22 protein-coding genes and 1 tRNA gene are annotated in these 25,749 nt (G+C 68.4%); 10 read left to right on the forward strand and 13 right to left on the reverse strand.

The genetic code is table 11. The annotated features are described in order from the left end of the window. Positions 1-5: 5 nt before the first annotated feature. Entirely contained in the window at positions 6-836 is an 831-nt protein-coding gene (locus C566_RS0113565) for a putative protein N(5)-glutamine methyltransferase (RefSeq protein ID WP_018774891.1), read from the reverse strand. A 254-nt stretch (positions 837-1,090) separates the two neighbouring features. Here C566_RS0113565 and C566_RS0113570 point away from each other — a divergent pair, with 254 nt between their 5' ends. After that, on the forward strand, positions 1,091-2,191 hold the full coding sequence (locus C566_RS0113570; protein ID WP_018774892.1) for a lactonase family protein: 1,101 nt from the start codon (positions 1,091-1,093) through the stop codon (positions 2,189-2,191). Positions 2,192-2,257: 66 nt separating this feature from the next. On the opposite strand, the gene C566_RS0113575 is transcribed toward C566_RS0113570, so the two are convergent. From C566_RS0113575 to C566_RS0113585, 3 genes are all read right to left on the reverse strand, one after another. Beyond that, positions 2,258-2,575 (reverse strand): hypothetical protein, encoded by a 318-nt coding sequence (locus C566_RS0113575; RefSeq protein ID WP_155846877.1) that lies wholly within the window; start codon positions 2,573-2,575, stop codon positions 2,258-2,260. Between the two features lie 64 nt (positions 2,576-2,639). Next, positions 2,640-3,134, reverse strand: a complete 495-nt coding sequence (locus C566_RS0113580) for a MarR family winged helix-turn-helix transcriptional regulator (protein ID WP_018774894.1) — start codon at positions 3,132-3,134, stop codon at positions 2,640-2,642. Between the two features lie 202 nt (positions 3,135-3,336). Beyond that, positions 3,337-3,409: transfer RNA gene (locus tag C566_RS0113585), tRNA-Lys, on the reverse strand. A gap of 202 nt (positions 3,410-3,611) precedes the next feature. Between C566_RS0113585 and C566_RS0113590 the strand changes: the two genes are divergently transcribed. From C566_RS0113590 to C566_RS0113600, 3 genes are all read left to right on the forward strand, one after another. Further along, on the forward strand, positions 3,612-4,265 hold the full coding sequence (locus C566_RS0113590) for a hypothetical protein (protein ID WP_018774895.1): 654 nt from the start codon (positions 3,612-3,614) through the stop codon (positions 4,263-4,265). Positions 4,266-4,700: 435 nt separating this feature from the next. After that, the gene (locus C566_RS0113595) at positions 4,701-5,318 is read left to right on the forward strand and encodes a DUF47 domain-containing protein (protein WP_018774896.1); all 618 of its coding nucleotides are present in this window, start codon (positions 4,701-4,703) and stop codon (positions 5,316-5,318) included. A gap of 4 nt (positions 5,319-5,322) precedes the next feature. Beyond that, a complete protein-coding gene (locus C566_RS0113600; protein WP_018774897.1) occupies positions 5,323-6,336 on the forward strand; it encodes an inorganic phosphate transporter in 1,014 nt (337 codons plus the stop codon). Positions 6,337-6,347: 11 nt separating this feature from the next. Here C566_RS0113600 and pstB read toward each other — a convergent pair whose 3' ends face one another. From pstB to pstS, 4 genes are all read right to left on the reverse strand, one after another. Further along, positions 6,348-7,127, reverse strand: a complete 780-nt coding sequence (pstB, locus tag C566_RS0113605; protein ID WP_018774898.1) for a phosphate ABC transporter ATP-binding protein PstB — start codon at positions 7,125-7,127, stop codon at positions 6,348-6,350. Between the two features lie 45 nt (positions 7,128-7,172). After that, positions 7,173-8,282: a phosphate ABC transporter permease PstA gene (gene pstA / locus C566_RS0113610; protein WP_018774899.1), complete on the reverse strand. Its 1,110-nt coding sequence runs from the start codon at positions 8,280-8,282 to the stop codon at positions 7,173-7,175. Continuing rightward, positions 8,283-9,215: a phosphate ABC transporter permease subunit PstC gene (gene pstC, locus C566_RS0113615; protein ID WP_018774900.1), complete on the reverse strand. Its 933-nt coding sequence runs from the start codon at positions 9,213-9,215 to the stop codon at positions 8,283-8,285. A gap of 210 nt (positions 9,216-9,425) precedes the next feature. Continuing rightward, the gene (gene pstS, locus C566_RS0113620) at positions 9,426-10,547 is read right to left on the reverse strand and encodes a phosphate ABC transporter substrate-binding protein PstS (RefSeq protein WP_018774901.1); all 1,122 of its coding nucleotides are present in this window, start codon (positions 10,545-10,547) and stop codon (positions 9,426-9,428) included. A 259-nt stretch (positions 10,548-10,806) separates the two neighbouring features. Here pstS and C566_RS0113625 point away from each other — a divergent pair, with 259 nt between their 5' ends. The 4 genes from C566_RS0113625 to C566_RS0113640 all read left to right on the forward strand — a co-directional run bounded on the left by C566_RS0113625 (position 10,807) and on the right by C566_RS0113640 (position 16,342). Beyond that, positions 10,807-11,934 carry an FUSC family protein gene (locus tag C566_RS0113625; RefSeq protein ID WP_018774902.1) on the forward strand — a complete coding sequence of 376 codons (1,128 nt, stop codon included), beginning with the start codon at positions 10,807-10,809 and terminating at the stop codon, positions 11,932-11,934. Positions 11,935-12,001: 67 nt separating this feature from the next. Beyond that, positions 12,002-13,375, forward strand: coding sequence for a DNA repair protein RadA (gene radA / locus C566_RS0113630; RefSeq protein ID WP_026266683.1), 1,374 nt, complete (start codon positions 12,002-12,004; stop codon positions 13,373-13,375). 158 nt (positions 13,376-13,533) lie between these two features. Beyond that, complete coding sequence (locus C566_RS0113635; protein ID WP_018774904.1) at positions 13,534-15,690, forward strand: copper-translocating P-type ATPase; 2,157 nt, start codon at positions 13,534-13,536, stop codon at positions 15,688-15,690. A 16-nt stretch (positions 15,691-15,706) separates the two neighbouring features. Next, the gene (locus C566_RS0113640) at positions 15,707-16,342 is read left to right on the forward strand and encodes a class I SAM-dependent methyltransferase (RefSeq protein WP_018774905.1); all 636 of its coding nucleotides are present in this window, start codon (positions 15,707-15,709) and stop codon (positions 16,340-16,342) included. Positions 16,343-16,437: 95 nt separating this feature from the next. Here the strand turns inward: C566_RS0113640 and C566_RS0113645 are convergent, their stop codons facing one another. Next, positions 16,438-17,640 (reverse strand): fatty acid desaturase family protein, encoded by a 1,203-nt coding sequence (locus C566_RS0113645; RefSeq protein ID WP_018774906.1) that lies wholly within the window; start codon positions 17,638-17,640, stop codon positions 16,438-16,440. A gap of 13 nt (positions 17,641-17,653) precedes the next feature. Next, positions 17,654-18,733 carry a ferredoxin reductase gene (locus C566_RS0113650; protein ID WP_026266685.1) on the reverse strand — a complete coding sequence of 360 codons (1,080 nt, stop codon included), beginning with the start codon at positions 18,731-18,733 and terminating at the stop codon, positions 17,654-17,656. 97 nt (positions 18,734-18,830) lie between these two features. On the opposite strand from C566_RS0113650, the gene C566_RS0113655 reads away from it, so the two are divergent. Then, entirely contained in the window at positions 18,831-20,039 is a 1,209-nt protein-coding gene (locus tag C566_RS0113655) for a PucR family transcriptional regulator (protein WP_018774908.1), read from the forward strand. A gap of 25 nt (positions 20,040-20,064) precedes the next feature. On the opposite strand, the gene C566_RS0113660 is transcribed toward C566_RS0113655, so the two are convergent. Both C566_RS0113660 and C566_RS0113665 read right to left on the reverse strand, forming a co-directional pair. Continuing rightward, entirely contained in the window at positions 20,065-21,423 is a 1,359-nt protein-coding gene (locus C566_RS0113660) for a protein kinase domain-containing protein (protein ID WP_018774909.1), read from the reverse strand. Positions 21,424-21,600: 177 nt separating this feature from the next. After that, entirely contained in the window at positions 21,601-23,214 is a 1,614-nt protein-coding gene (locus C566_RS0113665) for a peptide chain release factor 3 (RefSeq protein WP_018774910.1), read from the reverse strand. 376 nt (positions 23,215-23,590) lie between these two features. Between C566_RS0113665 and disA the strand changes: the two genes are divergently transcribed. After that, entirely contained in the window at positions 23,591-24,667 is a 1,077-nt protein-coding gene (disA, locus tag C566_RS0113670) for a DNA integrity scanning diadenylate cyclase DisA (RefSeq protein ID WP_018774911.1), read from the forward strand. 163 nt (positions 24,668-24,830) lie between these two features. Here the strand turns inward: disA and C566_RS0113675 are convergent, their stop codons facing one another. Continuing rightward, on the reverse strand, positions 24,831-25,547 hold the full coding sequence (locus tag C566_RS0113675; protein ID WP_026266686.1) for a hypothetical protein: 717 nt from the start codon (positions 25,545-25,547) through the stop codon (positions 24,831-24,833). Positions 25,548-25,749: the final 202 nt, after the last annotated feature.

The raw sequence follows: 25,749 nt of genomic DNA on the forward strand, positions 1-25,749 counted from the left end.
GCCAGCTACCGCCCGGCGGAGGGCGGCAGCGCGCCGGCCACCACAGTGGCCCCCAGCTCCTCCGAGCGCAGCACCCGGGCCGCCAGTCCGTGCCTGCGAAGGATTCCGGCCGTCTGCGCGGCCTGCCGGCGGCTGGTCTCTATCAGCACGTGGCCGCCGGGCGCGAGCCACTGCCGCGCGCCGGCGGCGACCCGCCGCTGCACCTGAAGCCCGTCGGCGCCGCCGTCGAGGCAGGCCCGCGGCTCGTGGACGCGCGCCTCCTGTGGCATGGTTTCGATGTCTGCCGAGGGAACGTAGGGGGCGTTGACCGCCAGCAACCGGACGCGGCCCCGGAGGCCCGCCGGGAGCGGAGCATAGAGGTCGCCTTCGTGGACCTCCCCGCCCAGGGGCAAGACGTTCGTGCGCGCACAGGCCACGGCCGCGGGGTCGATATCGGCGCAGTGGAGCTCGGCGGGGCCGGCGAGGGCGGCAAGCGCCGCACCGACAGCGCCGGATCCGCAGCAGAGATCGACAACGACCGGCGCCGGCCCGGCGCTCAGCGCCAGGCGGCTTGCGTCCAGCAGCGCAGCCGCCTGCCGGACGAGGAACTCCGTCCGCCGACGGGGCACGAAGACTCCGGTGTCGACCGCGATGCGGAGTCCGCAGAATTCCGCCCAACCGAGAATGTGTTCAAGGGGAAGGCCGGCAACCCTCCGCCCGGCCATCCGTTCCAGCGCCTCCGGCGTCGGGGCCGCGTCGATCAGCAGGCGGGCCTCGTCTTCGGCAAACACGCAGCCGGCTGCCCGGAGCCTGGCGGTGAGTCTCTCGTGCGGGGAAACATGGCGGATTACTGGCATGGGAGCGCCTTTCGGTCGGGTGTCAGACGCCCTCACCGTGAACTGGCCGCAGCCGGCAGCGCTGGGCGGGCATCCTTTCTGGACTTGCGTGAACGGGACCCACCTCCTTTTGCTGCAGTTGCTCGATTTGCCCATGCTACCGAAGCCGCCCGCGGCCAGCTGTGATTGGCCTGCGGTTTGCGGCGGCGAATTGTGGCGCCCATTTCCGGGCCTGCTTGGGATGCCGTGGCAGCGCCGACTGGCAGGATGTCAACATGGACTCCATCCCTGCACACGATCTCATCTGGACCGGCTCCTACACGGCAGATTCCGGCGGCCGCGGTACGGGGATCGGCGCGGTTGCCGCGGCGGCCGACGGCACACTGCGGTGGCTGGGTGTTGCGGCGGCAGCCGACTCGCCGTCCTTCCTGGCGGTCCACCCCTCACTCCCTGTGGTCTATGCCGTGGCCGAGCTGGCCAGGACCGTCCGGGCCTACCGCCGGGCCGGCGCCTTTGGCCTGGAACCCGCGGGCCCGGCGTGGCCGGCCGGTGACGCGGCCTGCCATGTCGCCGTCGAGCCTTCCGGCCGCTTCCTCGTGGTCTGCTGCTGGGGCGACGGCCAGGTGCTGTTCTACGGGCTCGACGCCGACGGCGGCATCGTGGGCCGGACGGCCGGCGTCGAATCGCGCGACCCGCACGGCGAGGCTCCCGACGGCGGACCTTCCCAAAGGGAAATGCGGCCCAGCCGCGCCCATGCGGCGCTCATGCTGGCCGACGGCAGGGTGATGACCACCGACCTCGGCCACGACCTGCTGCGGATCTGGAATGTCCGCTCGGGGCCGGGACTGGCTTTGGGGCCGGTCCTGGACCATGAGGTGGCCCTGCCGCAGGGCAGCGGCCCCCGGCACCTGGTCCAGCACCCGGGAGGCCACGTCTTTGTGGTGACCGAGTATTCAATCGAGGTGGCTGTGGCCGGGTTGTCTCCGGCCTCCGGGGACTTCCGGCTCGGCTTCGTCGGGCCTGCCACCGCCGGCGGGGCGCAGCCGGAAGATTCGGCGGCCGAGATCGCGTTGGCGCCCGACGGCAGGCACGCCTATGTGGGCGTCCGCGGTTCGAACCGGGTCTGCGTGCTGGAGGTGGAGGCCGGGGGCGCGGCGCTGCGTCCGGTGGCCGATATCCCCAGCGGCGGCAACTGGCCCCGCCACCACCTCGTCCGCGATGGCCTGCTGCACGTCGCCCACGAACGCTCCGGCGACGTCGTGACGTTTCGCCTGGACGCGGCATCAGGGTTGCCGGGTATCGCCGCGGACCGGCTGCAGGTGGACTCCCCCACCGCGCTGGTGCCGGCGTGGGCCCGGCCTACGGCCGGGGAGTGAGGAGCCGGCGCCCGGCCGGCGCGGTTCGGCGGTGAAGAGCAGGCGGTGAGAAAGCAGGCGGCTGGGTCAGCAGGCCGCGGCAAGCCCCGCAGCACCGTGATCGATACCTTGTTCGACAAAATCGAGCTGGAGCACGCCCTCCAGGTCGAACCCGCCGTCGAACTGGCCCCCCTCCCCCAGCTGGAACCCGCCGTCGAGCTGGAAACCGCAGGGGCAGCGCCACAGGGCCGGGAGATCGAGGGACGGGTCCGCGGGCCCGAAGGAGTACGAGGGCATCGCGCCCGGCTCCGGCGAAGTCCACTGCATGGGTGCGCCGCAGTGCAGCGGGGCGTTGGGCGGGAGAACTGTCGCAGGATCCCCGGTCAGGGTTGCTGATTCAGCCACGGCGCCTACTCTCGTTGAGATCGAAAAACCAAGTAGTAAGCATACATATAACTAGTTAAACGAGCTAGTTGTGCCGCTCGGTGCCGATGGCCGCGCTCATCCGGCGCAGGAAAGTGATGACCACGCGGGCGTCCTCGGCGCTCATGGACTCGGCCACCTCCATCATCCGCCGGTGCATGTGTCCAAGCGTGGTGCGGACTTCGGAGTCCGTCGCCACCGTCGGCACGATCACAAGTGAGCGCCGGTCGGTCGGGTGCGGCTCACGCCGGACGTGTCCGCTGGCCACCAGCCGGTCGATCAGCGACGTCGTGGAAGCGGTCGTGATGCCCAAGACACGGCTGAGGTCCTTCGGGCCAACCCGCTCGCCTGTCGCGCTGGCCCGCAGCAGGTACCGCAAAGCCAGCAGGTCCGTCTCACCCATCCCCATCGAATCGCGGGTGGACCGCCTGGTTGCGACCTCCGAGATCCGATAGTCGCGGAGGGCCTGCAGGATCGCCGCAGGAGGATCCAGGCTGTCATCGGGGCCATACCAGTATCCGGAGGCGCCGTGGGAGTCCATTCGCCAAGCCTAGCTGAACTGGTAACTAGCCAGCCGTACAATCCAGGCGGCCGCAGTTACAGCGCCCCGCAGCACAGGGGCCCCGGACCGAGGGGAAAGGACCGGAGGGAAAAGACCGGACGGATAGGCCCCGGGCAGGCACAAAAAACCCCGGCTTCCTGTTGCCAGGAAACCGGGGTTTTTCCACTCTTCGCTAAAAGAGTGGGCCCTGTGGGGATCGAACCCACGACCCACGGATTAAAAGTCCGATGCTCTACCAACTGAGCTAAAGGCCCCAGCCGATGGCCCCGAACCAGCGGATAAAATCCGCTGTTGCGGCGCGTTTCGGCCCAGTCCATTTCTGGACGTTAACACTGTACCCCAGACCTGGGCCGGGTTTTTTCACGTTGCCCGCAGCGGCGGCGTTGGTCTCCGGGTCTCCGGCAGCTGCGCGCACCGATCCTCGATTCCCTTGCGGCACTGGAGTAGCGTGGGGGCATGAGCGAGCAAGCAGGATCAAGCGCCCCCGGCCCGCGGCACCACAAGCCGAAACCCTTCGCACCGATCGACTTTGAGCCCTTCGCCGGAGGGGCCGATCCTGCCCGCGTCTCGGAGGCGGCCCATCTGGCCGCGCAGGCACTCGTGCGCCGCGGCCGGGACAGCGACGACCCTAAAGTCACCAAACGGCTCGTCAAACTCGCCGATGAGCAGGGCCTGGAAGCGATCGCCGAAATGTGGGCCGAAAGCCCCGCCCGCTCCCTCCCCGGCGCACTGTGGCGCCTGTACGCCCTGCGGGCCGCCACCATCCAGGATCCCGAGCGGATCTCCGTCTACTTCAAGGCGGGCAAGGACACGGCCCAGGTATCGCATGTGGTGGCCGGCGCCGCCGAACCGCCCGGCGCCGATGAGATGAAATCCATGGCCGACGCCATCCTCTCCGGGGCGTTCGACGGCGAATTCGACGTCGCACTGGAACGCTCCGCAGCGTTCTGCCGCGTGGTGGCCCTGGGCCAGGCGACACTTGCGGACAACGCCGAGCACAGCAACGAGAACCACGCCAGCAAACTCACCCGTAACTCGCATCTGCTGGTCAAGACGGCCGAGGACCTCGAACACGCCGCCAATGCGTGGCGGCTGGGCGAACTGGACTAAAGAGCCAGCCGGCCCGGGGCGGCAGGCGCCCGGATGCCGGGCAGCAGGCACGACGTGGGCTGGCTGTCAATGTTGACTTGCATGAACCTACGTAGAAAACTGAAAGCGGTGCCGAACCGCGAAACCCCCGGGCTTCAACATTTAGCCGCCTAGAGCGGCCTACCGCCGAGAGGCGTATCCGGTTCGGCACCATTTTCATGCCCTCGTTGCCCGGTGTTCGCCTGCCTCGCTCCCGTTTCTTCCTGTTTTCCGCCTGTTTTCTTCCTGTTTCCGCCTGTTTTTCGCCTGTTTTTCGCCTGCACCGTCACATGCCGCGTCGGGCCGGTCCGGACCCGCAGCGGACGGTAAAGTAATGCGTATGCACCGGTCTCCGTCAAGTCACACGGCTGGCCGACTCCACCCGCGAACCTCCTCCCGGAAGACCGGTGACACCACGTGAAGCTGCGCCTGTTCCCCCAGGAGTCCGCCGGACTGAACCTGCTCTCCCAAATGGCGCACCAGATCGTGCTGGGGACCGGAACCCTCTCGGAGATCCTCGGCGCCCCGGCCAGTGAGCATGCCCGGCTGGTGGAGGACATGCACAACCACGAGGCAAAATCGGCGGAGCTGCACTTTGCCCTCCTGACCCACATGCGCACCAGCTTCGTAAACCCGCTGCCGCGCGAGGACATGTACACGCTGTCCCGGTTCCTCAACGAGGCCATGGAGAAGCTCGATGCCGCCGCCGAGCTCGTTTCCCTCTACAAGCTCGAACGGCTGCCCAGACGCGCCGCGGACCAGCTGGAAATCATCAGCCGCCAGGCCGAACTCACGGTCGATGCGATGCGGCGGCTGAACAACCTGGACGATCTTGAGGACTACTGGATCGAGATCCTGCGCCTGGCCAAGCGTGCCGAGCGCACCCACCGGGTCTGGGTCGCGGACATGCTCCACGAGATGAAGGCGATGCAGTACGCGCGCAACCGCGACGTCGCGAACCAGCTTGTGGAAGTCACGAAGGACATGCGCCGGATCGCCACCCAGGTGGGCAGCATCATCGTCAAGGAATCCTGACGTGATGCTCTTCTTCCTTGCCCTGGTGCTGCTCTGCGCCGGGGCCTTCGCCTTCCTCAACGGTTTCAGGGACGCGTCTTCGTCGGTGGCGCTGGCCGTGCGGACGCGGTCGCTGACGCCAACGGTGGCGGTGCTGCTGGCGAGCCTGTTCAACTTCATCGGGGCCGCGCTCAGCGCCGCCCTGGCCCTGGCCGTCACCCAGGTGTGGCTGACGCTGCCGCCGGGCACGAACGGCCTGACGATTCTGCTGGCCGCGCTGCTGAGTGCCATCCTCTGGGGCCTCTACATGTGGTGGCGCGGCATCCCGGCGTCCTCCACCCATGCCCTGGTCGGCGGGCTCGCCGGGGCGGGGGTCGCGAGCGTCGCCGTCGGCGGGAACCCCGTCACCGGCGTGGACGCCTCGCTCCTGTCCCAGGTGGTGCTCCCGCTGCTGATCTCACCGGTGATCGCCTATGCAGGGTCGTTCCTGCTGGTCTGGCCTGCGGGCTGGGCCGCCCGCTACACGCCGCCCAACGTCGTCAACACCCGCTCCCGGCGGGCTCAGGCGGTCGCCGCCGGCGCCGTCGCTTTTGGGCACGGGCTGCAGGACGGCCAGCGCATCAGCGCGGTGGTGATCCTGGCGCTGCTGGCGGCCGGGCTCTCCGACGGCGGTTCAGTGCCGGTGTGGGTGGCCCTGCTGACGGCCATCTTGTTGGCGGCGGGCACCCTGGCGGGCGGGTGGCGGATTTCCTACACCATCGGCTACCGGCTGACCCGGATCGACCCCCTGCGCGGATCCGTCGCGCAGATGTACAGCGCGGTGATGCTGCTGGTGGGCGCGATCGGGCTGCACTGGCCTGTCTCCACCACCAATACGGTGACGGCGGCAACCTTGGGCGCCGGCGCCAACCAGTGTTTCCCGGGCACCAACCGCCGGCTGGTGATCCGCATCCTGGGGTTCTGGGTACTGACCCCGATTGCCACCGCCGCCGCCGCGTTCATCCTGCAGTTGGCGCTCTCGACGCTGGCCGGCCTGTAAGGCGCTGCAGGTTATCCGAAGCGGCCGGAGACGTAGTCCTCGGTGGCCTTCTCGGTCGGGTTGCTGAAGATCGTGGGGGTGTCGCCGAACTCGATCAGCTTGCCCGGCTTGCCGGTACCGGCAATGTTGAAGAAGGCCGTCTTGTCCGACACGCGGGCCGCCTGCTGCATGTTGTGCGTCACGATCACCACCGTGTACTGGTCCTTGAGCTCGTTGATGAGGTCCTCAATGGCCAGCGTCGAGATCGGGTCCAGGGCGGAGCAGGGCTCGTCCATGAGGATCACCTGGGGTTCAACGGCAATCGCGCGCGCAATGCACAGGCGCTGCTGCTGGCCGCCGGACAGCCCGGAGCCGGGCTTGGCCAGACGGTCCTTGACCTCGTTCCACAGGTTGGCCCCCTGCAGGGACCGTTCCACCAGGACATCGGCCTCGCCCTTGGAGATCTTCGTGTTGTTCAGCTTCACGCCGGCCAGCACGTTGTCCCGGATGGACATAGTGGGGAACGGGTTCGGGCGCTGGAACACCATGCCGATCTGGGACCGGACCGTGACCGGGTCGACGCCCGGGCCGTAGAGGTTGTCCCCGTCCAGCAGCACTTCGCCTTCAACCCTCGCACCGGGAATGACCTCGTGCATACGGTTCAGGGTGCGCAGGAAGGTGGACTTGCCGCAGCCTGAGGGGCCGATGAAGGCCGTGACGGACTTGGCGTCGATGTTGATGTTAACGCCTTCGACGGCCAGAAATTTGCTGTAGTAGACGTTCAGGTCCTTGACGTCGATGCGCTTAGACATGGTGTTCCTTCACTTGCTGGAGGTAGGGGCGGCGGGCGCTGTGGCCTAGCGGCCTGTCTTGGGGGCGAAGATGCGGGCAATCAGGCGGGCGCCGAGGTTGAGCAGCATCACCAGGATGATGAGCACCAGGGCCGCGCCCCAGGCCCGCTCGGAGGACGGATCCGGGTTCGACGGCGAGGTGGGGTTCAGGATCTGGGTGTAGATGAATGTCGGCAGCGAGGCCATCCAGCCGCTGAACACGTTGGCGTTGATGGTGGTCGCGAATCCGGCGGTGACCAGAATCGGCGCGGTTTCGCCGATCACGCGGGCGATCGCCAGGGTGATGCCGGACGCGATGCCGGAGATCGCCGTCGGGAGGACCACCTTGAGGATGGTCCGCCACTTGCGGACGCCGAGGGCGTAGGCGGCCTCGCGGAGTTCGTTTGGCACGATCTTGAGCATTTCCTCGCTGGAGCGGACCACCACCGGGATCATCAGCACCGACAGCGCAACGGCGGCCACGGCGCCTGTCTTGGTGCCCGGGCCGACCACCGCGAAGAACGCGGCGGCGGCGAACAGGCCGGCGACAATCGAGGGAATGCCGGTCATGACGTCCACGAAGAAGGTGATCGCCCGGGCCAGGGCGCGGTCCTCGCCGTATTCCACGAGGTAAATCGCGGTCAGCAGGCCCACGGGGACCGAGATGAGGGTGGCGAGCACCGTGATGAGCAAGGTGCCCATGAGCGCGTGGTAGATGCCGCCCAGCAGGGGGGCGCCTTCCTCGACCGTCTTGTTGTCGAAGGCGCCGGTGACCCCGTTCATGGACGTGGTGAGGAAACCGGGATCCAGGAGCCCGGGGAGCCCATTGACCAGCACGGTCCAGATCACCGAGAACAGGGGCACCAGGGCAATCAGGAAGGCCCCCACCACCAGGCAGGTGGCCAGCTTGTCCTTGGCCTTGCGGACGCCTTCCACAACCAGGCTCCAGCCCACCAGGCCGGCGGTGAAGAGGATGGCGGAGACGATTCCCCAGCCGAAGGCATTGAAGCCGATCAGCGCGAGGATCGCCGCGCCAAGGATCAAGGCAACGGCCAGGACAATGTACGGCGCGGCCTTGGGCAGTTGGCCCTTGGTCAGCGCCGAGCGCTTGCGTACCGGAGTCAGGGTGGCGGTCATTTAGTTGGCTCCCGAGAATTCTTTGTGCCGGGTGATGATTCCCCGGGCAATCATGTTCACGCCGAGGGTAATGACGAACAGCACCAGGCCCGCGGCGATCAGCGTGTTGACCTTGAGCCCGCTGGCCTCGGGGAAGTTCAGGGCGATTTCGGCGGCGATGGTCTGGTTGCCGGTCTGGATCAGGCTGGCGGTCAGGGCCCCGGACGACAGCACCAGCGCGACGGCCATGGTCTCGCCGAGGGCCCGGCCCAGTCCCAGCATCACGGCGCTGATGATTCCGGGCCGGCCGAACGGCAGCACGGTCATCCGGATCATCTCCCAGCGGGTGGCCCCGAGCGCCAGCGCGGCCTCTTCGTGCAGCTTGGGGGTCTGCAGGAAGATTTCGCGGGTCAGGGAGGTGATGATCGGCAGGACCATGACAGCAAGCACGATTCCGGCCGTCAGGATGGTCTTGCCGGTGGCGGAGGCGGGACCTTGGAAGATCGGCAGCCAGCCCATATTCCCGGCCAGCCAGTTGTACGACGGCGAGATTTCCTTGGCCAGGAACGCAACGCCCCAGGCGCCGTAGACAACGGACGGGATGGCTGCGAGGAGGTCAATCACGTAGCCCAGGCCGGAGGCGAGTTTGCGCGGCGCGAAGTGCGAAATGAACAGCGCGACGCCGATCGCGATCGGCGTCGCGATCACGAGCGCGATCACCGAAGCGATGAGGGTGCCGATGACAAGCGGCCAGATGTAGGTGAAGAATCCTTCGCCGCCCTGGATCTTGTCCCCCGGAGCCACAAGGGCCGGCAGCGCCTGGATCACCAGAAACAGTGCCACGCCGAAGAGCACGACGAGGATCAAACACCCTGCTGCCAAGGTGGCTGCGGAAAAGACTTTGTCACCGGATTGGCCTGCGCCCCGGGACTTGGTCAGGGAGGTGGTGGTCACTTCACGGTCCTTCGGTTTGGATGGGATCCGGGCGGCGGCTGCGGAGGCCTCCGCGGCCGGTGCCCGGCAAATCTTGATCTATGGAACAAACGCGTCAGTTCCCTGCTCCATGGCGGCCGCCGGTGACGGCCGCCATGATGCAGGGAACCTCGATCAGGCTCGTGTTTCCACTATGCCTTTTTCCACTTTGCCTCGCGGCGCAGCGTATCCCTAGGCCTTGGCCTTGACGGAGTCGACGGCAGCCATTGCCTTGTCCTGGAGGGTCTTGGACAGCGGCGCCGACTTGGCGGCGTCGGCGGCGGCCTGCTGGCCCGCGTCGGAGGCGGCGTACTTGACGAAGGCCTTGACCAGGTCAGCAGTGGCCTGCGTGTCGTAGGTGGTGCAGACGATGTGGTAGGACACCAGGACGATCGGGTAGGCGCCCGCGGCCGTGGTGGTGCGGTCCAGCTTGATGGCGAGGTCGTTGGCGTTGCGGCCCTCGACCGGCTTGCCCTGGTCGACTGCCTTGGAAGCTGCCTCGGCGGAGATCTTCGTGAAGGAGTCGCCGACCTTGATCTGCGCGGTGCCGAGCTTGCCGCTGACAGCGGAGTCGTCAGCGTAGGTCACGGCGCCGGGGGTGTCCGTGACAGTCTTGACGACGCCGGAGGTGCCCTTGGCGTTCTCGCCCTTCAGGCTCGCGGGCCAGACGCCGGCTGCCTTGTCGGTCCAAACCTCGGGGGCGACGGCGGACAGGTAGTCGGTGAAGTTGGTGGTGGTGCCGGAGTCGTCAGAGCGGTTCACCGGGGTGACCTTGAGATCCGGAAGCTGGACGCCCGGGTTCATGGCCGCGATGGCGGGGTCGTTCCAGTTGGCAACCTCGCCGCGGAAGATCTTCGCAACGGTGGGGGCGTCGAGCTTCAGGTCGGTGATGCCAGGGACGTTGAAGGCCACGGCGATCGGGGAAATGTAGACCGGGATGTCAATGGCTCCGTCGGGACCACACTTTTCCTTGGAGCTGGCGAGCTCTTCATCCTTGAGGTAGGCATCGGAGCCGGCGAACTGGGCCGAGCCATCGAGGATCGCCTTGCGACCGGCGCCGGAACCGTCCGGGGAGTACTGCACAGTGGCGCCCTGGTTCGCGGTGGCGAAGTTGGTCTTCCAGACGTCCATGGCTGCGCCCTGGGCGGAAGAACCGATGCCGGTCAGGGTGCCGGTGACCGCGGGGCCAGAGGCAGACGGCGCAGCAGTCTGGGCCGTGTTGGTTGCGTTGTCCGAACCGCAGGCGGTCAGCGCAAGTGCGCCAACGGCGATTACAGCGATAGCCGCGTTGCGGCCGAAGCGGAGAGCCTTCACTGAGTTGTACCCCTTCCAGGGCTGGGAGTGCCGGGCCCGGAGAAGGCCCGCAGGGATGCGTACGGTTTGTACCTCTACCGACCGTAGGTGGCCCAGATGAAGAGAATTGCGGACCAAAGTGAACGGCCGGTAAACGACGCGGGACTATTGGCTTACATATGCCGGGTAGCCATTGTGTTCTGTGCGTCACAGTCGTATCGGCCGCACAGTGCCCGCGGCCCGTGACGGCCGCCCCGGGGCAGCAAATACACTGGAGGGCATGGCCTCCGCGACTGGACTCTCCGCAAGCGCACGATTCCTGCGCGGCCGGGTCCGCACCGGCTTTGTCCGGAGCCGGAACTCCCTGGTCCCGGCCATCCAGATGACCGCCTGCGCCGTCGGCGCCTACGCGTTCGCCGAATACGTCCTGGGCCATTCCGCGCCGCTGTTTGCCGCCACGTCAGCCCTGATTGCGCTCGGGTTTTCCCGCGACCCCCGGCTGCGCCGCGTCATCGAGGTGGGCATGGGCTGCACGATCGGGATCGTGGTCGGGGACCTGCTGCTGCACTGGCTGGGCTCCGGAATCTGGCAGGCCGCCGTCGTGCTCCTTTTCTCCATCCTGCTGGCCAGGTTCCTGGACAGCGGGACGATCTTCACCACCCAGCTGGGCCTGCAGTCGGTGCTCGTGGTGCTCCTGCCCGCGCCGATCGGGGGCCCGTTCACCCGCAGCATCGACGCCGTGGTGGGCGGGGCGTTCGCGCTCCTGGTGACCATCCTCGTCCCCAAGGATCCCCGGCGTGAACCCCGCAGTGACGTCAAGAAGCTCCTGCACGAGCTCGCCGAGGTGCTGCGGGAATGCGCGTCGGCGCTGAGCTACAGTGACTCCACCCAGGCCTGGCATGCCCTCATCCGGGGCCGGAACTGCCAGCCGCTCATCGACGCCATGCGCCAGTCGCTGCGCGCCTCCGGCGAGGTGGCGACCCTGGCCCCCGCCTACCGGCGGCACCGGGACGAACTGGACCAGATGGAGCAGTCGCTGGACTACATCGACCTCGCGCTGCGCAACAGCCGGGTCTTTGCGCGCCGCCTGACCAGCGCCATCAACCATGCGGCGCTCTCGGACGAGGCCACCCAGAACATCGCCGAGGTCCTGCAGGAGACGGCCGCCGCCGTCGACGAACTCTCGCTCGGCCTGGCGGAAGTGCACGACGGCGCCCGCCGCGCCCACCTGCGCACGGCCCGGTCCGAGCTGCGGGAGATCGCCGTCCGCCTGCATCCGCGGATGCTGGATGTCCAGCTGCTCGAGGGCGAAACGGTGGTCATGCTGTTCCGCCCGCTCATGGTGGACCTGCTCGAGGCCGCCGGGCTGGATTCCAAGGAAGCCCGGGACATCCTTCCCCCGCTGTAGCCGCTGTAGCTGGGGCACTGGCCCGCCGACGCGGTCCATTGTCGCTGGCCCCCGATAGTGTGGACCAATGGCTACGAAGACTTCCCGGGGGCCGAAGGCGCCCGGCTATAAATGCGCCGAATGCGGCTGGACGACGGCCAAGTGGGTGGGCCGCTGCGGCGAGTGCCAGGCGTGGGGCAGCGTGGAGGAGACCGGCACCGCCGTCGCCCGGACGACGGCGGCCGCCACGGTCCTGGAACCGGCCCGCCGGATCGCCGACGTCGACGCCACTACCGCCGCTTTCCTGCCCACCGGCGTGGATGAACTCGACCGCGTGCTCGGCGGCGGGCTGGTGCCCGGCGCCGTGATCCTGCTGGCGGGCGAGCCCGGGGTGGGCAAGTCCACGCTGCTGCTGGACGTTGCGGCCAAGTTCGCCCGGACGGCCCAGGACGTCCTCTACATCACCGGCGAGGAATCCGCGGCCCAGGTCAAACTCCGCGCAGACCGGATCGACGCCGTGGCCGAATCCCTGTACCTGTCCGCCGAAACGGACCTGGGGCAGGCCCTGGGGCAGGTGGAGAAGCTGGAGCCGCGGCTGCTGGTGGTGGACTCCGTGCAGACCCTCAGCAGCGCCGACGTCGAGGGCAGCGCCGGCGGGGTGTCCCAGGTGCGCGAGGTGGCGGCGTCCCTGATCGCGGCGGCCAAGCGCCGGAACATGACCACACTGCTGGTCGGGCACGTGACCAAGGACGGCTCCATCGCCGGGCCCCGGCTGCTGGAACACCTCGTGGACGTCGTCTGCCAGTTCGAAGGCGAACGGCACTCGCGGCTGCGGCTGCTGCGCGCGGTCAAAAACCGCTACGGGCCCACCGACGACGTCGGCTGCTTCGATCTGAACGAAGACGGAATCGAGGGCCTCGCCGATCCCAGCGGACTGTTCGTCTCCCGGACCAAGGAGCCCGTCTCGGGAACCTGCATCACGGTCACGCTGGAGGGCCGCCGGCCGCTGCTGGCCGAGGTCCAGGCGCTGCTCGCCGAGAGCGCCAGCTCCCAGCCCCGCCGCGCCACCAGCGGACTGGACAGCTCGCGCGTGGCGATGCTCCTGGCCGTCCTGCAGCAGCGCGCCGGCTGCCTGCTGAACAAGGACGACTCCTACGTGGCAACGGTCGGCGGGGTCAAGCTCAGCGAACCCGCCACGGACCTCGCCGTGGCCCTGGCGGTGGCGTCGGCCAAGGCCAGGAAGCCGCTCCCCCAGCGCCTCATCGCCTTCGGCGAGGTGGGCCTGGCGGGCGAAGTCCGCCCGGTGCCCGGCATCAACCAGCGGATCCAGGAGGCGCACCGGCTCGGCTTCACCCATGCCGTGGTGCCGGCCAGCCCCAACGGGCACGGACCGGTTCCGGCGGGCTTCTCCGTCCGCGAGGTTGGCCACCTGGCCGAGGCCCTGGGACTGCTGATCAGCTGACGCCGCGGAGGCCACAGAGGCCTGGGGGCTGGGGCCTCGGGATGACGCGAGTTATCGAGGTCCGCCGAATCCTGAAAATGCCCCCTTGCCAAGGATACCCCCCGGGGGTATGTTGAGCGTAGCCGCAGATGACTGAGCATCCGTCAGGAGCACGCACCATGGAACACCGGCACAGCAGCCCCGGCGTGGACCGGGGAATCGAGAACCACAGTCCGGGCGGGACGCCGCACGGCAGTCATGCCGTGGGCCCCTCCGCGGACGAGCACACGGTGCACAGCCACGGCCAGCATGCCGGGCACAGCGTCGCAATGTTCAGGAACAGGTTCTGGCTGACACTGGCCCTGGCCGTGCCGGTGGTCTTCTTCAGCCCCATGTTCGCGGAGCTCCTGGGCTACGAGCCTCCCGCCTTTCCCGGCTCAGCGTGGATCCCGCCGGTGTTCGGCACGGCGATCTACCTTTACGGCGGCCGCCCGTTCCTCAAGGGCGGGCTCAATGAGCTGAAAACGCGTACGCCGGGGATGATGCTGCTGATCGCCATGGCTATCAGCGTCGCCTTCATCGCCTCCTGGGCGACCAGCCTCGGCATCGGCGGTGTCGATCTCGACTTCTGGTGGGAGCTGGCGCTGCTGGTCCCCATCATGCTGCTGGGCCACTGGATCGAGATGCGCGCCCTCGGCTCGGCCCAGGGGGCCCTGGATGCCCTGGCGGCGCTGCTGCCCGACGAAGCGGAACGCGTCACGGCCGCCGGCACGGAGACTGTCAGCCTCTCCGAGCTCCGCACCGGGGACACCATCCTGGTCCGTCCCGGCGGCCGGATGCCGGCCGACGGCACCGTCAGCGGCGGCCAGGCCGAATTCGACGAATCCATGATCACGGGCGAATCAAAAACCGTCCTGCGGGCCCCGGGCGATCCCGTGGTGGCCGGCACCATCGCCACGGACAACTCCGTGCGGGTCCGGGTGTCAGCCATCGGCGAGGACACGGCCCTCGCCGGGATCCGGCGCCTCGTGGCCGAGGCGCAGGCGTCCTCCTCCCGGGCCCAGGCCCTGGCCGACCGGGCCGCGGCGTTCCTCTTCTACTTCGCGGCCGGCACCGGCGTCCTGACGTTCATCTTCTGGACCCTGATGGGCAGCGTAAGCGACGCGGTCACGCGCACCGTGACGGTCCTGGTGATCGCCTGCCCCCATGCCCTCGGCCTTGCCATCCCGCTCGTCATCGCCATCTCCACCGAGCGGGCCGCCCGGGCGGGCGTCCTGATCAAGAACCGGATGGCGCTGGAACGCATGCGGACAGTCGACGTCGTGCTGTTCGACAAGACCGGAACCCTGACCAGGGGCGAGCCGGAGCTCAAGGAGGTCGCCGCCGCCGCGGCCGCCGGCGCGGCCGCCGGCACAAACTCTGCCACACCAACCGGCCAAGACTCTGCGCAGAATACGGTGCTGGCACTCGCGGCCGCTGTGGAGGCTGACAGCGAGCATCCCCTGGCCCGCTCAATCGTCGCCGCAGCCCGGGAACGGGGACTGGAGCTTCCGACGGCGGACGGGTTCACGTCCCTGACCGGCCGCGGAGTCCGGGCCACGGTCGATGGCCGCACGGTCCAGGTGGGCGGCCCGGCCCTGCTCCGGGAGCTAGGTTTGCAGGAGCCGCGGGATTTGGCCGCCACCACCGGCGCCTGGCTGGAGCGCGGCGCGGCGGTGCTCCACGTTGTGGACGGCGGCACGGTCCTGGGTGCCGTCAGCCTCGAGGACGCTGTGCGGCCCGAGTCCCGCCAGGCCGTCCGGGCCCTGCAGGCACGCGGCATCAAGGTGGCCATGGTCACCGGGGACGCCCGTCAGGTGGCGCACGCCGTCGCCGCCGAACTCGGCATCGACGAAGTGTTCGCCGAGGTCCTCCCCGCCGACAAGGACAAGAAGGTGGCGGAGCTCCAAGGCCGTGGGCTGAAGGTGGCCATGGTTGGCGACGGCGTCAACGACTCCCCCGCGCTGGCACGGGCAGAGGTGGGGATCGCGATTGGCGGCGGCACGGATGTGGCCGTGGAATCCGCCGGAGTGGTCCTGGCCGGCAACGATCCGCGGGCCGTGCTGTCAATGCTCGATCTGTCCAGGGCGAGCTACCGGAAGATGTGGCAAAACCTCGTGTGGGCCACCGGCTACAACATCATCTCCGTGCCGCTGGCGGCCGGTGTCCTCGCCTTCGCGGGGATCGTCCTCTCCCCCGCCGCGGGCGCCGTGATGATGTCGGCGTCGACCATTGTGGTTGCCCTGAACGCCCAGCTGCTGCGCAGGCTCAAGCTCAACCCGGCCGCGGTCAGCTGACCTGGTGGAGGCCCCCATGCCGGAAACCACCCGCCGCGAGTCATCCTTCGGGAGATCGTACGCCCGGGTAGGTCCGCGGATGGACGCCCGCGGCGCAGCCGAGCACCGCCGCCGGCTCGTGGCGCCGGCGCACGGCTTCGTCATCGAAATCGGGGCGGGCTACGGGGCCACCTTCCCCTTCTACCCTTCCACGGTGTCCAGCGTGCTGGCCCTCGAACCGGACCCCACGCTCCGTGCGCTGGCCCTCGCCGCCGCCGGCAAGGCGCCGGTGCCCGTCACGGTGAGGGAAGGCGTGGCGGAAGCGCTGCCGGCGGCGGATGCCTCGGCCGACGTCGTCGTTTCCAGTTTGGTGCTGTGCAACGTGGCGGACCCGTCCGTGGCCCTGGCGGAGGTGGTCCGGGTCCTGCGCCCCGGCGGCCTGCTGCTGTTCTACGAGCACGTCCGCTCCGCGCACCGCCTGCTCGGGGCAGCCGAAGACCTGCTCACACCGCTGTGGGCCCGGCTGGCAGGCGGATGCCACCCGAACCGTGACACCGCCGCCATGATCGCCGGGGCCGGCCTGAGCGTGCAGGGCATCGAACGCTTCGGTTTTTCGGTCCTTCCCGGCAACCCGCGGCTGGCCCACGTCCTCGGGGTGGCGGGCAAATCCTGACCCGGCCCCGGCCCCGGCACGACGAAGAGGGACGCCTGCCGCGATGGCAGACGCCCCTCTCATGATTCCGCTCCGGCTGAGCCGGCCTGGGTTTGCTAGGCCTTCTTGGGAGGCAGGGCCAGCTTGAAGATCTTGGCCCACGTGGAGCCGACCTGCTTCAGCAGCGGACCCGTGGTGTACGGCAGTCCGTAGCGCTTGCAGATCTCCTGCACCTTCGGCTGGACCTCCGCGTAGCGGTTTGAGGGCAGGTCCGGGAACAGGTGGTGCTCAATCTGGTGCGAAAGGTTGCCGGTCATGAGGTGCATGAACTTGGAGCCGGAGATGTTGGCCGAGCCAATCATCTGCCGCACGTACCAGTCGCCGCGGGTCTCGCCCTCCACCATTTCCTCGGTGAAGGTGTCTGTGCCTTCGGGGAAGTGGCCGCAGAAGATCACTGCGTGTGCCCACACGTTGCGGACGGCGTTGGCGGTCAGCGTGCCGTAGAGGGCCTGCTTGCCGGAACCGGTCAGCATTGCGACGGCGGGGGTGGCGGCGTAGTCCTTGGTGAACTGCTTCAGGGCCTTGCGGCCGAGGGCTTTCAGGTCCTTGGTCAGGGCTTCCTTGGACTTCCGGCCCTCCTTGTAGTCCACCAGTTCGAGGTCGTAGATCGCGATGCCCCACTCGAAGACGGGTGCCAGCAGCGCGTTGTACAGCGGATTGCCCAGGTTGAACGGCTTCCATTCCTGGTCCGGATCCATCCGCAGCAGGTTGTATCCGATGTCGTTGTCCTTGCCGACCACATTTGTCCAGCGGTGGTGGAGGTCGTTGTGGGTGTGCTGCCAGGAGCGCGCGGGGGTGACGAAGTCCCATTCCCACGTGGTGGAGTGGATGTCCGGGTCCCGCATCCAGTCCCACTGCCCGTGCAGGATGTTGTGCCCGAGTTCCATGTTTTCCAGGATCTTGGCGAAGCTCAGCAGCGCGGTGCCGGCGATCCAGGCCGGTTTCTTCTTGCTGACCAGGAGCAGGGCACGGCCGGAGAGCTCCAGGCCGCGCTGGATCTTGATCATGCGGCGGATGTAGGCGGCGTCGGCGGATCCGCGCTTGGCGAGGATGTCATCCTTGATGGCGTCGAGTTCGCGACCCAGCTCCGCCACTTGCTCGTCGGAGAGGTGGGCGGCCGCGGGCGGACGCAGCAACGGGCTGCCGGTCTCGGCGAGGGCGCCGGGCCGCGTCTTCGCGACCGTGACGACCTTTGCTGTGTCGGCTGAACCGCTGGTGTCGGCGTCGGAAAGGTCCGGTTTGTTGGAAACAATCGTCATGCGGTGATACTCCTCAGAGGTCGAGGTTAACGGGGCCGGCGGCTGCCGACACGCACGTCTGGATTAGTTGGCCGGGCTCGCCGTGCACTTCGTTGGTGCGAAGGTCACGGACATGACCGGCCCGCAGCGGGATGAGGCAGCTGTGGCAGATGCCCATGCGGCAGCCGCTGGGCATCAGGACGCCGGCGTCCTCGCCGACATCGAGCAGCGGGGTGTCGCCGTCGGCCTCGACTTCACGGTCGGAGGCCTCGAACGTGACCAGTCCGCCGTCGTGCCCGGCGCCGCCGGCGAGGCTGGCGCTGAAGCGTTCGATGGTCAGGGTGCCAGAGCTGGCCGCGGCCTGCTGTGCGTCCTCCGCTTCGGCCTCCCACAGTGCCTCGGCGTCGTTGAGGAAGCCTTCCGGGCCGCACGCGTAGGCGGCGCGCTGGCGCCAGTCCGGGCAGAGCCGGTCCAGGTCGGCGGCCGAGGTGAAGTCCAGCCGTCCGCTCTCCGCGGTGAACCAGTGCGTGACGCGCAGGTTGGGGAACTGGTCGGCGAGCTCGGCGAGTTCTTCACGGAAGATGGTGTCCGCGGCGGTGCGGGCGGTGTGGATCAGGACGACGTCGGAATCCGGGCGGTGCGGAACGAGCGTGCGGATCATCGACATCACCGGGGTGATCCCGCTGCCGGCCGTGAGCATGAGCAGCGGACGCGGATGCTCGGGAAGGACAAAGTCGCCCTGCGGGGGCGCCAGGAACAGGACGTCGCCGGGCTTGGTGCCGCGTACTAGGGCCCCGGAGACGGCGCCCATGTCGGTCACGGTGATTGCCGGGTCCTGTCCGGCGGGGGCGCTGAGCGAGTAGGACCGCCAGTGGCGGACACCGTCGAGCTCGACGCCAATACGGGCCCACTGGCCGGCAAGGTGTGCTTGCCAGCCGCGGCCGGGACGGAAGAAAATGGTGGCGGAATCGGCCGTTTCTGGAACCACCCTGGTGACCACGCCGCGCAATTGGCGGGCGGAAAACACAGGATTGAAAAGCGACAGAATGTCTTCTGGAGCTAATGGGGTGGTCAGTAGAGATGCGGCGCGCGCCAGCTTACGGAGCCGGATCATTCATCAAGCTTATGTCAGATTGCGCCATACTTCTTCACTCAAGGCATACGATCGACTCGAGAAAACTATCCCGCCGCAACAACTCATCGGACTGTCCATGAACGTATCCCCTGCTCGGGAGCCTGCCGGCCCCGTCCCCGCCTACGATCCTCCCTGGCTGGCCCTGCCGCGGGAGGTCAGCGACATGCTGCGTCCGCGGATGCCCGGCATTGTCGAGGCCATCATCGAGGCCGTCCCGCAGCTCGTCCCGGCGTACGCCAGGCCGATTGAGGGGCGCTTCGGCAGGGGGCTGCGACGGGGTGTGGCCGCGGCGCTGGACCGGTTCCTGCAGTTGCCCGGGACCAGGCTGCCGGCGTTGTCCGAGGAAAGCCGGGAGCTGGTGGCCGGGTTGGGCAGCGGCGAGTTCCGGCAGGGGCGGAGCATGGACGCGCTCCTGAGCGCCTACCGGATGGGCGCCCGCGTGACCTTCCGGGAGATGTCCAAAGTCTCAGTGGAACACCATCTGGGCCAGGGCGTCGTGGTGGATCTTGGCGAATCGATCCTCGCGTACATCGATGAGCTGTCGGCGGTCAGCGCCGAGGCCTATGCCTTTGAACAGTCCGAACGGGCCGGAGCGGTGGACCGGCGGCGCACCGAACTGCTGGACCTGCTCCTGCTCGGCCAGGCCGATGAGGCGGCCCTGCGCCAGACGGCGGCGATGGCGGACTGGTCCCTGCCCCAGCGCATGGCGGTGGTGACGCTGCCGCTGGACCGGGCGGCCGGGCTGCGGTTGCGCCTGGGTCCGGGCACCCTTGTGATTGAGCGCGAGACCGACGTTGTGGCCCTGGTGCCGGCGCGGGTGTCGCGCTCCGCCCGGGACGACCTGGACCGTGCCCTGAAGGGGCGCGGCGCTTCCGTGGGACCGGCCGGGGGCTGGGAGAGAGTTCCGGACTCGCTGCGGCTGGCCGTGCTGGCGGCCGCGGCGCTGCCTCCGCGGGAGGGGCCGGACGATCCCCCGATCTGGGCCGACGAGCACCTGGCGCAGGTGATTCTCGGCGCGGAACCCTCGGCGATCACCGAGCTCGCCAACCGCCGGCTCGCGCCGCTGGAAGGGCTCCGGCCCGCCCAGCGCGACCGGCTCGCCGAAACCCTGCTCTCCTGGCTGCGCCACTGGGGCCAGCGGGCGCCTGTGGCCGCCGAACTCGGGATCCACCCGCAGACCGTGGGCTACCGGGCAGCCCAGTTGCGCGAGCTCTTCGGCGACGCCCTCGAGGATCCAACGGCGCGCTTCGAACTCGAACTGGCCCTGCACGCCGGCCGGCGGTAGGCCAGCCCGTCAGGAGGACCGCAGGTTACCCGGCGAGGGGCCGCCGGCTGTGGAGCCGCAGCTCCAGGTCGTGCATCACGAGCGCCGCCAGGTCCTCCAGCGCAGCAGTATCCTCATCGCTGAACTCGCGGGGCTCACGGTCCAGGATGCAGAAGGTGCCCAGGTTGTAGCCGTCCGGAGTGCGCAGCGGCACCCCCGCATAGAACTGCAGGCCGAACTCGCCTGCCACGAGCGGGTTGGAGAGCGTCCGGGGATCGTTGATGGCGTCCCGGACAATCCAGGCATCGCCCTGCAGGACGGCGGAGGCGCACAATCCGGGGTCCCGGCCGATTTCCGTGACGTCGGTGCCGTGGTGGGACTTGAACCAGATGCGGTCATGGTCCACAACGCTGACAATCGCCACCGGCACCGAGAACATGCGTGCGGCCAGCGCCGCGATCCGGTCGAACGCGCCGTCCGCGGGAGTGTCCAGGATCCGGTACCGCTCGACCGCCCGCATGCGCCCTTCTTCGTCGGTCAACAGCGCGGCCGGGTCCCGGCGGCGGCGTCCCGTGCCGTTGATGACTTCCTGCCGCAGGGCCAGTGACACTTCCCGGGCCGGCGGGCGGGCCGCAGGATCCCTGTCCAGCATGGAGGTCAGCAGGGCCGCCCACAGGGGCGCGATGTCTTCGGGGATGTCCGGGTCGTGGAGCAGCCGGGCCAGGGCGGACTGTACCGGCGCGCCGGGGTATGCCATTTTCCCGGTCAGGCCTTCCAGCAGGACCAGCCCCAGCGAATAGACGTCGCTGGCGGGGCCGGCCGGTTCGCCGGCGGCTTGTTCGGGGCTGAGGTAGGCCGGGGTGCCGGAGCTGTCATCGGGGTCGCCGTGGTGGCCTTCGCGGATGGTGATGGCCACGCCGAAGTCGCTGAGCTTGGCGCGAGCGCGCCGGTCCTCGACGCTGTAGTCCACGAGCAGGATGTTGGCCGGCTTGACGTCCCGGTGGATGATGCCGTGGTGGTGGATATGCGCAAGACCGTCGGCGAGATCGTGTCCGATCAGCGCCATGTGGGCTGCTGACAGCGGGCCCTCGGCCGAGCGGCGGCGGAGGTCCGGGCCGCGGACGAGTTCCATCACCAGGTAGCTGAGCCGGCGGGTCGGATCGCTCAGGTCTGTCCCGGCGTCGAACAGTGTCACGAGGGCGTGGTGGGCCATCCCTGCCAGGATCCGCACTTCATCGCTTTGCCGGCGGGTCCGTTCTTCGTCCACAGTGCCGTCGCGGAAGAGTTTGACAGCCACTTCGCGTCCCAGGGCTTCGTCCGTGGCACGGTATACGCTCGATTGGCTGCCCCGGCCAATGAGTTCTTCGATCCGGTAGCGTCCGCTGAGCAGGAAGCCGGAGTCCATGGTTGTCAAAGGTCTACGTGGTCCCTCTAATGGGGCCGCCGCTGGAATCGGGCGGATCAGTCCAAAGCCGGGGGGAAACAAACCCCGGCACCCGCATCGTAAGCAAGCTTACTTATCATAACGCGGAAACAGGATTACGGAAGACTTCCCAGGAGTCTTTCGCTCCGCCGCCTTGCGCTACTTTGCGGGGTTGTGGGTCCCGATCGGCACCAGGGTGAGGTCGGGGTGGTTCTTTTCGATCCGGCGCAGGGCCCAGACGTCGTTGAACAGGGCCAGGTATTCCCCGTCGGAGCGCAACAGGACTTCGGCGCCGGGGACGTTGGCCAGCGCCGGCATGGCGTCGGCGGTCGAGATCCGGGCCATGGAGTACGGGAGCCGTTCCAGCCGCATCGGGGCGCTGAAGTCGTGCGCCATGCGGTCTTCGACCACCTCGAACTGCATGGGGCCGACGGCGGCAAGCACGGGCGCCTGGTCGCCGCGGATGTCGGAGCGGAGCACCTGGATGACGCCCTCGTGCTCGAGTTGTTCGATGCCGCGGCGGAACTGCTTGAACCGGCTCGGGTCCTTGGAGCGCGCCACCTGGAAGTGCTCCGGGGCGAACAGCGGGATCGCCGGGAATTCCACGGGCTGGTCCAGGAACAGGCTGTCCCCCACCCGGAGGGAGGAGGCGTTCACGAGGCCCACCACGTCGCCCGGGAAGGCCTCGTCGATCACCTCGCGTTCGCGGCCGAAGACCTGCTGGGCGTACTTGGTGGCGAAGGACTTCCCCGTCCGGGTCTGGGTGACCACCATCCCGCGCTCGAACATGCCGGAGCACACGCGGATGAAGGCAACGTGGTCGCGGTGGGCCTTGTTCATCCCGGCCTGGACCTTGAAGACGAATCCGGCGAACGGGGCATCCACGGGGCGGGGGTCGCCGTCGACGTCGGGCCGCGGGGCAGCGGGCGGGGCGAAGTCGACGAGGGCGTCGAGGATTTCCTTGACGCCGAAGTTCAGCGCGGCCGAGCTGAAGAGGATCGGCGTCGCCTTGCCGGCGTGGAAGGCCTCGACGTCGAACGCCAGGTTGGATTCGATGACCAGCCCGGCCTCGTCCACGGCGTTGGACCAGTCGTCGCCCTGGCTGGCGGCGGCCTCGTCGGGCGTGAAGTACTCGGTGAGCGCGATGTTGGCGCCGGCGTTGTTGCGCTTGAACTGCGCGAAGCGGTCATTGCGCAGGTCCCAGACGCCGCGGAAGTCGCCGGAGATGCCAACGGCCCAGGTCAGCGGCATCGGCTGCAGGCCGGTTCGCTCGGTGATCTCGTCCATCAGGGCCAGGGCGTCCAGGCCGGGCCGGTCCCACTTGTTGATGACAGTGATGATGGGCAGGTTGCGCTGCTTGCAGACCTCGAAGAGCTTCATGGTCTGGGTTTCCAGGCCCTTCGCGGCGTCGACCAGCATGACGGCACAGTCAACGGCTGCGAGCACGCGGTAGGTGTCCTCGGAGAAGTCGGCGTGGCCCGGGGTGTCCAGGAGGTTGATGACGGTGTCCCGGTAGGCGAACTGCAGAGCGGCGGAGCTGATGGAGATGCCGCGGTCCTTTTCCATCTGCATCCAGTCCGAGACCGTCTCCTTGCGGTTGGCCTTTCCGCTGGAGGCGCCGGCCGTGCCGATCACCTTTGCGTGCAGCGCCAGGGCCTCCGTCAGCGTGGATTTGCCGGCGTCGGGGTGCGAAATGACCGCGAAAGTCCGGCGCCGGGCAGCCTGCTTGTGAATCTCCTGGACTCGGGCGGGGCTGAGGACTTCTTGAGACACGATGCTACTTTCGCTGCGGCAGTGGACGGGTCACGGCGCGGAGAGCCCGCGGTACACCCAAGGATCCAAGTTTATCGCAGGCCGCGGACCGCGGACGAAGCGGCGGCCGGACCGCGCACGAAGCTGCCGGAGGCCGGCGCACGAGGCGGCGGCCTCCCGGCGCCAAAATGCCGTCCCGGGCGGCACCCGGGACAGCCCTTCCGGAGGCCCGCGGCGGCACGCCATAATGGACCACTTTAAGGCTTGCCTGTGCGGAAGTGGCCACGCTTTACCCCTATCATGGGGAGAGCGGGGAACTGAGTACTTTGATCCTGCCGGGAGACCCTGGAATCCGGCGCACTTGCAGGCTCGTCCCTGCACCTTTGAAGGGAAATCTATGGCTCGGAGCCCTGAAGATGCGCTCAAGGCGACCCTGGCCAGGGTGGCACCGGGCACAGCCCTCCGCGACGGCCTGGAACGCATCCTCCGCGGCCGGACCGGCGCGCTGATCGTGCTTGGCATCGACAGGACCATCGAGTCCATCTGTTCGGGCGGCTTCGAGATCGGCATCGACTTCTCCCCCACCCGGCTGCGGGAACTGGCGAAGATGGACGGCGCCATCGTCTGCGACAAGGATGCCAGCAACATCCTGCGCGCGGCGGTCCAGCTCGTCCCAGACTCGAGCATCGAAACGCAGGAATCGGGCACCAGGCACCGGACCGCGGAACGCGTGGCAATCCAGACGGGCGTCCCGGTCATTTCGGTCAGCCAGTCAATGCAGATCATCGCGCTGTACGTGCATGGGCTGCGCCACGTCCTGGAGGGCTCCGAGAAGGTCCTGGCCCGCGCCAACCAGGCCCTGGCAACCCTGGAACGCTACCGCTCGCGCCTGGACCAGGTCACCAGCTCGCTCTCCGCCCTGGAAATCGAGGCCATGGTCACGGTCCGTGACGTCGCCGTCACCCTGCAGCGCCAGGAAATGGTGCGCAGGATCTCCGAGGAAATCTCCCAGTACGTCCTGGAACTGGGCGAGGACGGCCGCCTGCTCTCGCTGCAGCTGGACGAGCTCACCGTCGGCCGCGGCCCGGGCAGCGACGTCATCATCCGCGACTACTCCGGGCCGGCCGCAACAGCGGAGGACATCGACAAAGCCGTCAAGGCCCTCGTCAGCTTGGGCCCAACCGAGTTGATCGACCTGGGCAAGATCGCCGGGATCGTCGGCTTCGCCGGCGGCGAGGCCAACCTCGACGCCGTCGTGCAGCCGCGCGGCTACCGTCTGCTCTCCGGACTCAAGGCCGTGCCGAAGGCCGTCGCCGACCGGCTCGTCGACCACTTTGGCGGCCTGCAGTTCCTGATGGCGGCAACGATCGATGACCTCATGACCGTTGACGGGATCGGTGACCAGCGCGCCAGGACCGTCAGGGAAGGCCTGAGCCGCATGGCCGAGGCCAGCCTGCTGGACCGCTTCCTCTGACCCGCTCCAAAAACCCCGTCCAACCCCTCAAAAACCCGTCGATTGCTCCCCACCGGCCCCCTCGCCTCGCAAGCTCGGCCAGGGAACCCTGCCGGCGTGGGCCCAGGTGCCCTTTTGAGCGCCCAAAACGGCACCTACGGAGCATTCGACGGGGGTTCCCGGGTCAGCTGAGCTGGAACACGGCCTTGGGGCTGTTCTTGTTCGCCAGCCGGGCAGTGAAGACGTAATAGGCGCCGCCGGCACCGGGCGTCGCCTCGACGGGCTCGCAGCCCTGCACCGTGCGGTTGCGCTGCCACGGGAAGTTCGCCGTTTCGCTCTTGCCCGGAGCAATGGTCTTCATCAGGTCCGCGCTCTCCGCCTGGCAGTCCCTGGAAGAGAAGATCCGGTCCGAGCCGCTGGTGATCATGTACTCCATCTGCGACGTTCCGAGGTTGACCTCGCACGGCATCTTGTTGTTGTTGGTCACCGTGAGGCTCAGCAGCGGCTTCTCACCGGCGGCATAAGCCGGTTTGTCGGTGGCAGCAGTAACGGTGATCAGATTCTGCTCGCAGCCCTCGCCCGATGTGGCCGTGGGTGAGGCCGACGCCTCCCCGGACGCCGTGGGACTCCCCGACGCAGAGGCAGCCGGGCTGGCCGCCGGTGCAGCTCCGGCCCCGGACGGCTGGGCGCCGGAAGGCTGGCCGCCGCCCATGGCATTGGAGACCGCCACAAAGCCGCCGAAGGCCACGGCGATGACGAGCAGCAGGACCACACCCGCAAACAGCCGGCGGCGGCGGTAGACCCGGCGGAGCGGGGGCCGTCCGGATTTGCGTCCGGATTGTCGTGGGGCCGAAGCTTTCGGCCGCGAACCGCCCGTACCTGAAGTGCCTTGCCTGACCATGCTTCTAGCCTAGAGAACCGCGCGGGCTATGGCGCCCGACCACGCCGCGGGACCTGACGCCGTCCCGATCCGTTACCCCGATCTATTACGCTGAATGGATCGAAACTCTAACCCCAACGCCCCCAGTATCCGCCGCGGCACCGCGGGCACCCCTGCCCGCCGGGGCGCCCGCCCGCGCCGCCAATCTCCCTGCCCTGCATGC

The organism is Arthrobacter sp. 131MFCol6.1 (genome assembly GCF_000374925.1).
GTDB lineage: Bacteria > Actinomycetota > Actinomycetes > Actinomycetales > Micrococcaceae > Arthrobacter.

Bases quoted from the DNA above. Each gene is read 5' to 3' on its own strand.
- C566_RS0113565 (WP_018774891.1), bottom strand. From the start codon at position 836: ATGCCAGTAATCCGCCATGTTTCCCCGCACGAGAGACTCACCGCCAGG.
- C566_RS0113590 (WP_018774895.1), top strand. From the start codon at position 3,612: ATGAGCGAGCAAGCAGGATCAAGCGCCCCCGGCCCGCGGCACCACAAG.
- C566_RS0113635 (WP_018774904.1), top strand. From the start codon at position 13,534: ATGGAACACCGGCACAGCAGCCCCGGCGTGGACCGGGGAATCGAGAAC.
- C566_RS0113600 (WP_018774897.1), top strand. From the start codon at position 5,323: ATGCTCTTCTTCCTTGCCCTGGTGCTGCTCTGCGCCGGGGCCTTCGCC.
- C566_RS0113650 (WP_026266685.1), bottom strand. From the start codon at position 18,733: ATGATCCGGCTCCGTAAGCTGGCGCGCGCCGCATCTCTACTGACCACC.
- C566_RS0113640 (WP_018774905.1), top strand. From the start codon at position 15,707: ATGCCGGAAACCACCCGCCGCGAGTCATCCTTCGGGAGATCGTACGCC.
- C566_RS0113645 (WP_018774906.1), bottom strand. From the start codon at position 17,640: ATGACGATTGTTTCCAACAAACCGGACCTTTCCGACGCCGACACCAGC.
- C566_RS0113625 (WP_018774902.1), top strand. From the start codon at position 10,807: ATGGCCTCCGCGACTGGACTCTCCGCAAGCGCACGATTCCTGCGCGGC.
- C566_RS0113675 (WP_026266686.1), bottom strand. From the start codon at position 25,547: ATGGTCAGGCAAGGCACTTCAGGTACGGGCGGTTCGCGGCCGAAAGCT.
- C566_RS0113660 (WP_018774909.1), bottom strand. From the start codon at position 21,423: ATGGACTCCGGCTTCCTGCTCAGCGGACGCTACCGGATCGAAGAACTC.
- pstB (WP_018774898.1), bottom strand. From the start codon at position 7,127: ATGTCTAAGCGCATCGACGTCAAGGACCTGAACGTCTACTACAGCAAA.
- disA (WP_018774911.1), top strand. From the start codon at position 23,591: ATGGCTCGGAGCCCTGAAGATGCGCTCAAGGCGACCCTGGCCAGGGTG.
- radA (WP_026266683.1), top strand. From the start codon at position 12,002: ATGGCTACGAAGACTTCCCGGGGGCCGAAGGCGCCCGGCTATAAATGC.
- pstA (WP_018774899.1), bottom strand. From the start codon at position 8,282: ATGACCGCCACCCTGACTCCGGTACGCAAGCGCTCGGCGCTGACCAAG.
- C566_RS0113655 (WP_018774908.1), top strand. From the start codon at position 18,831: ATGAACGTATCCCCTGCTCGGGAGCCTGCCGGCCCCGTCCCCGCCTAC.
- C566_RS0113580 (WP_018774894.1), bottom strand. From the start codon at position 3,134: ATGGACTCCCACGGCGCCTCCGGATACTGGTATGGCCCCGATGACAGC.
- C566_RS0113570 (WP_018774892.1), top strand. From the start codon at position 1,091: ATGGACTCCATCCCTGCACACGATCTCATCTGGACCGGCTCCTACACG.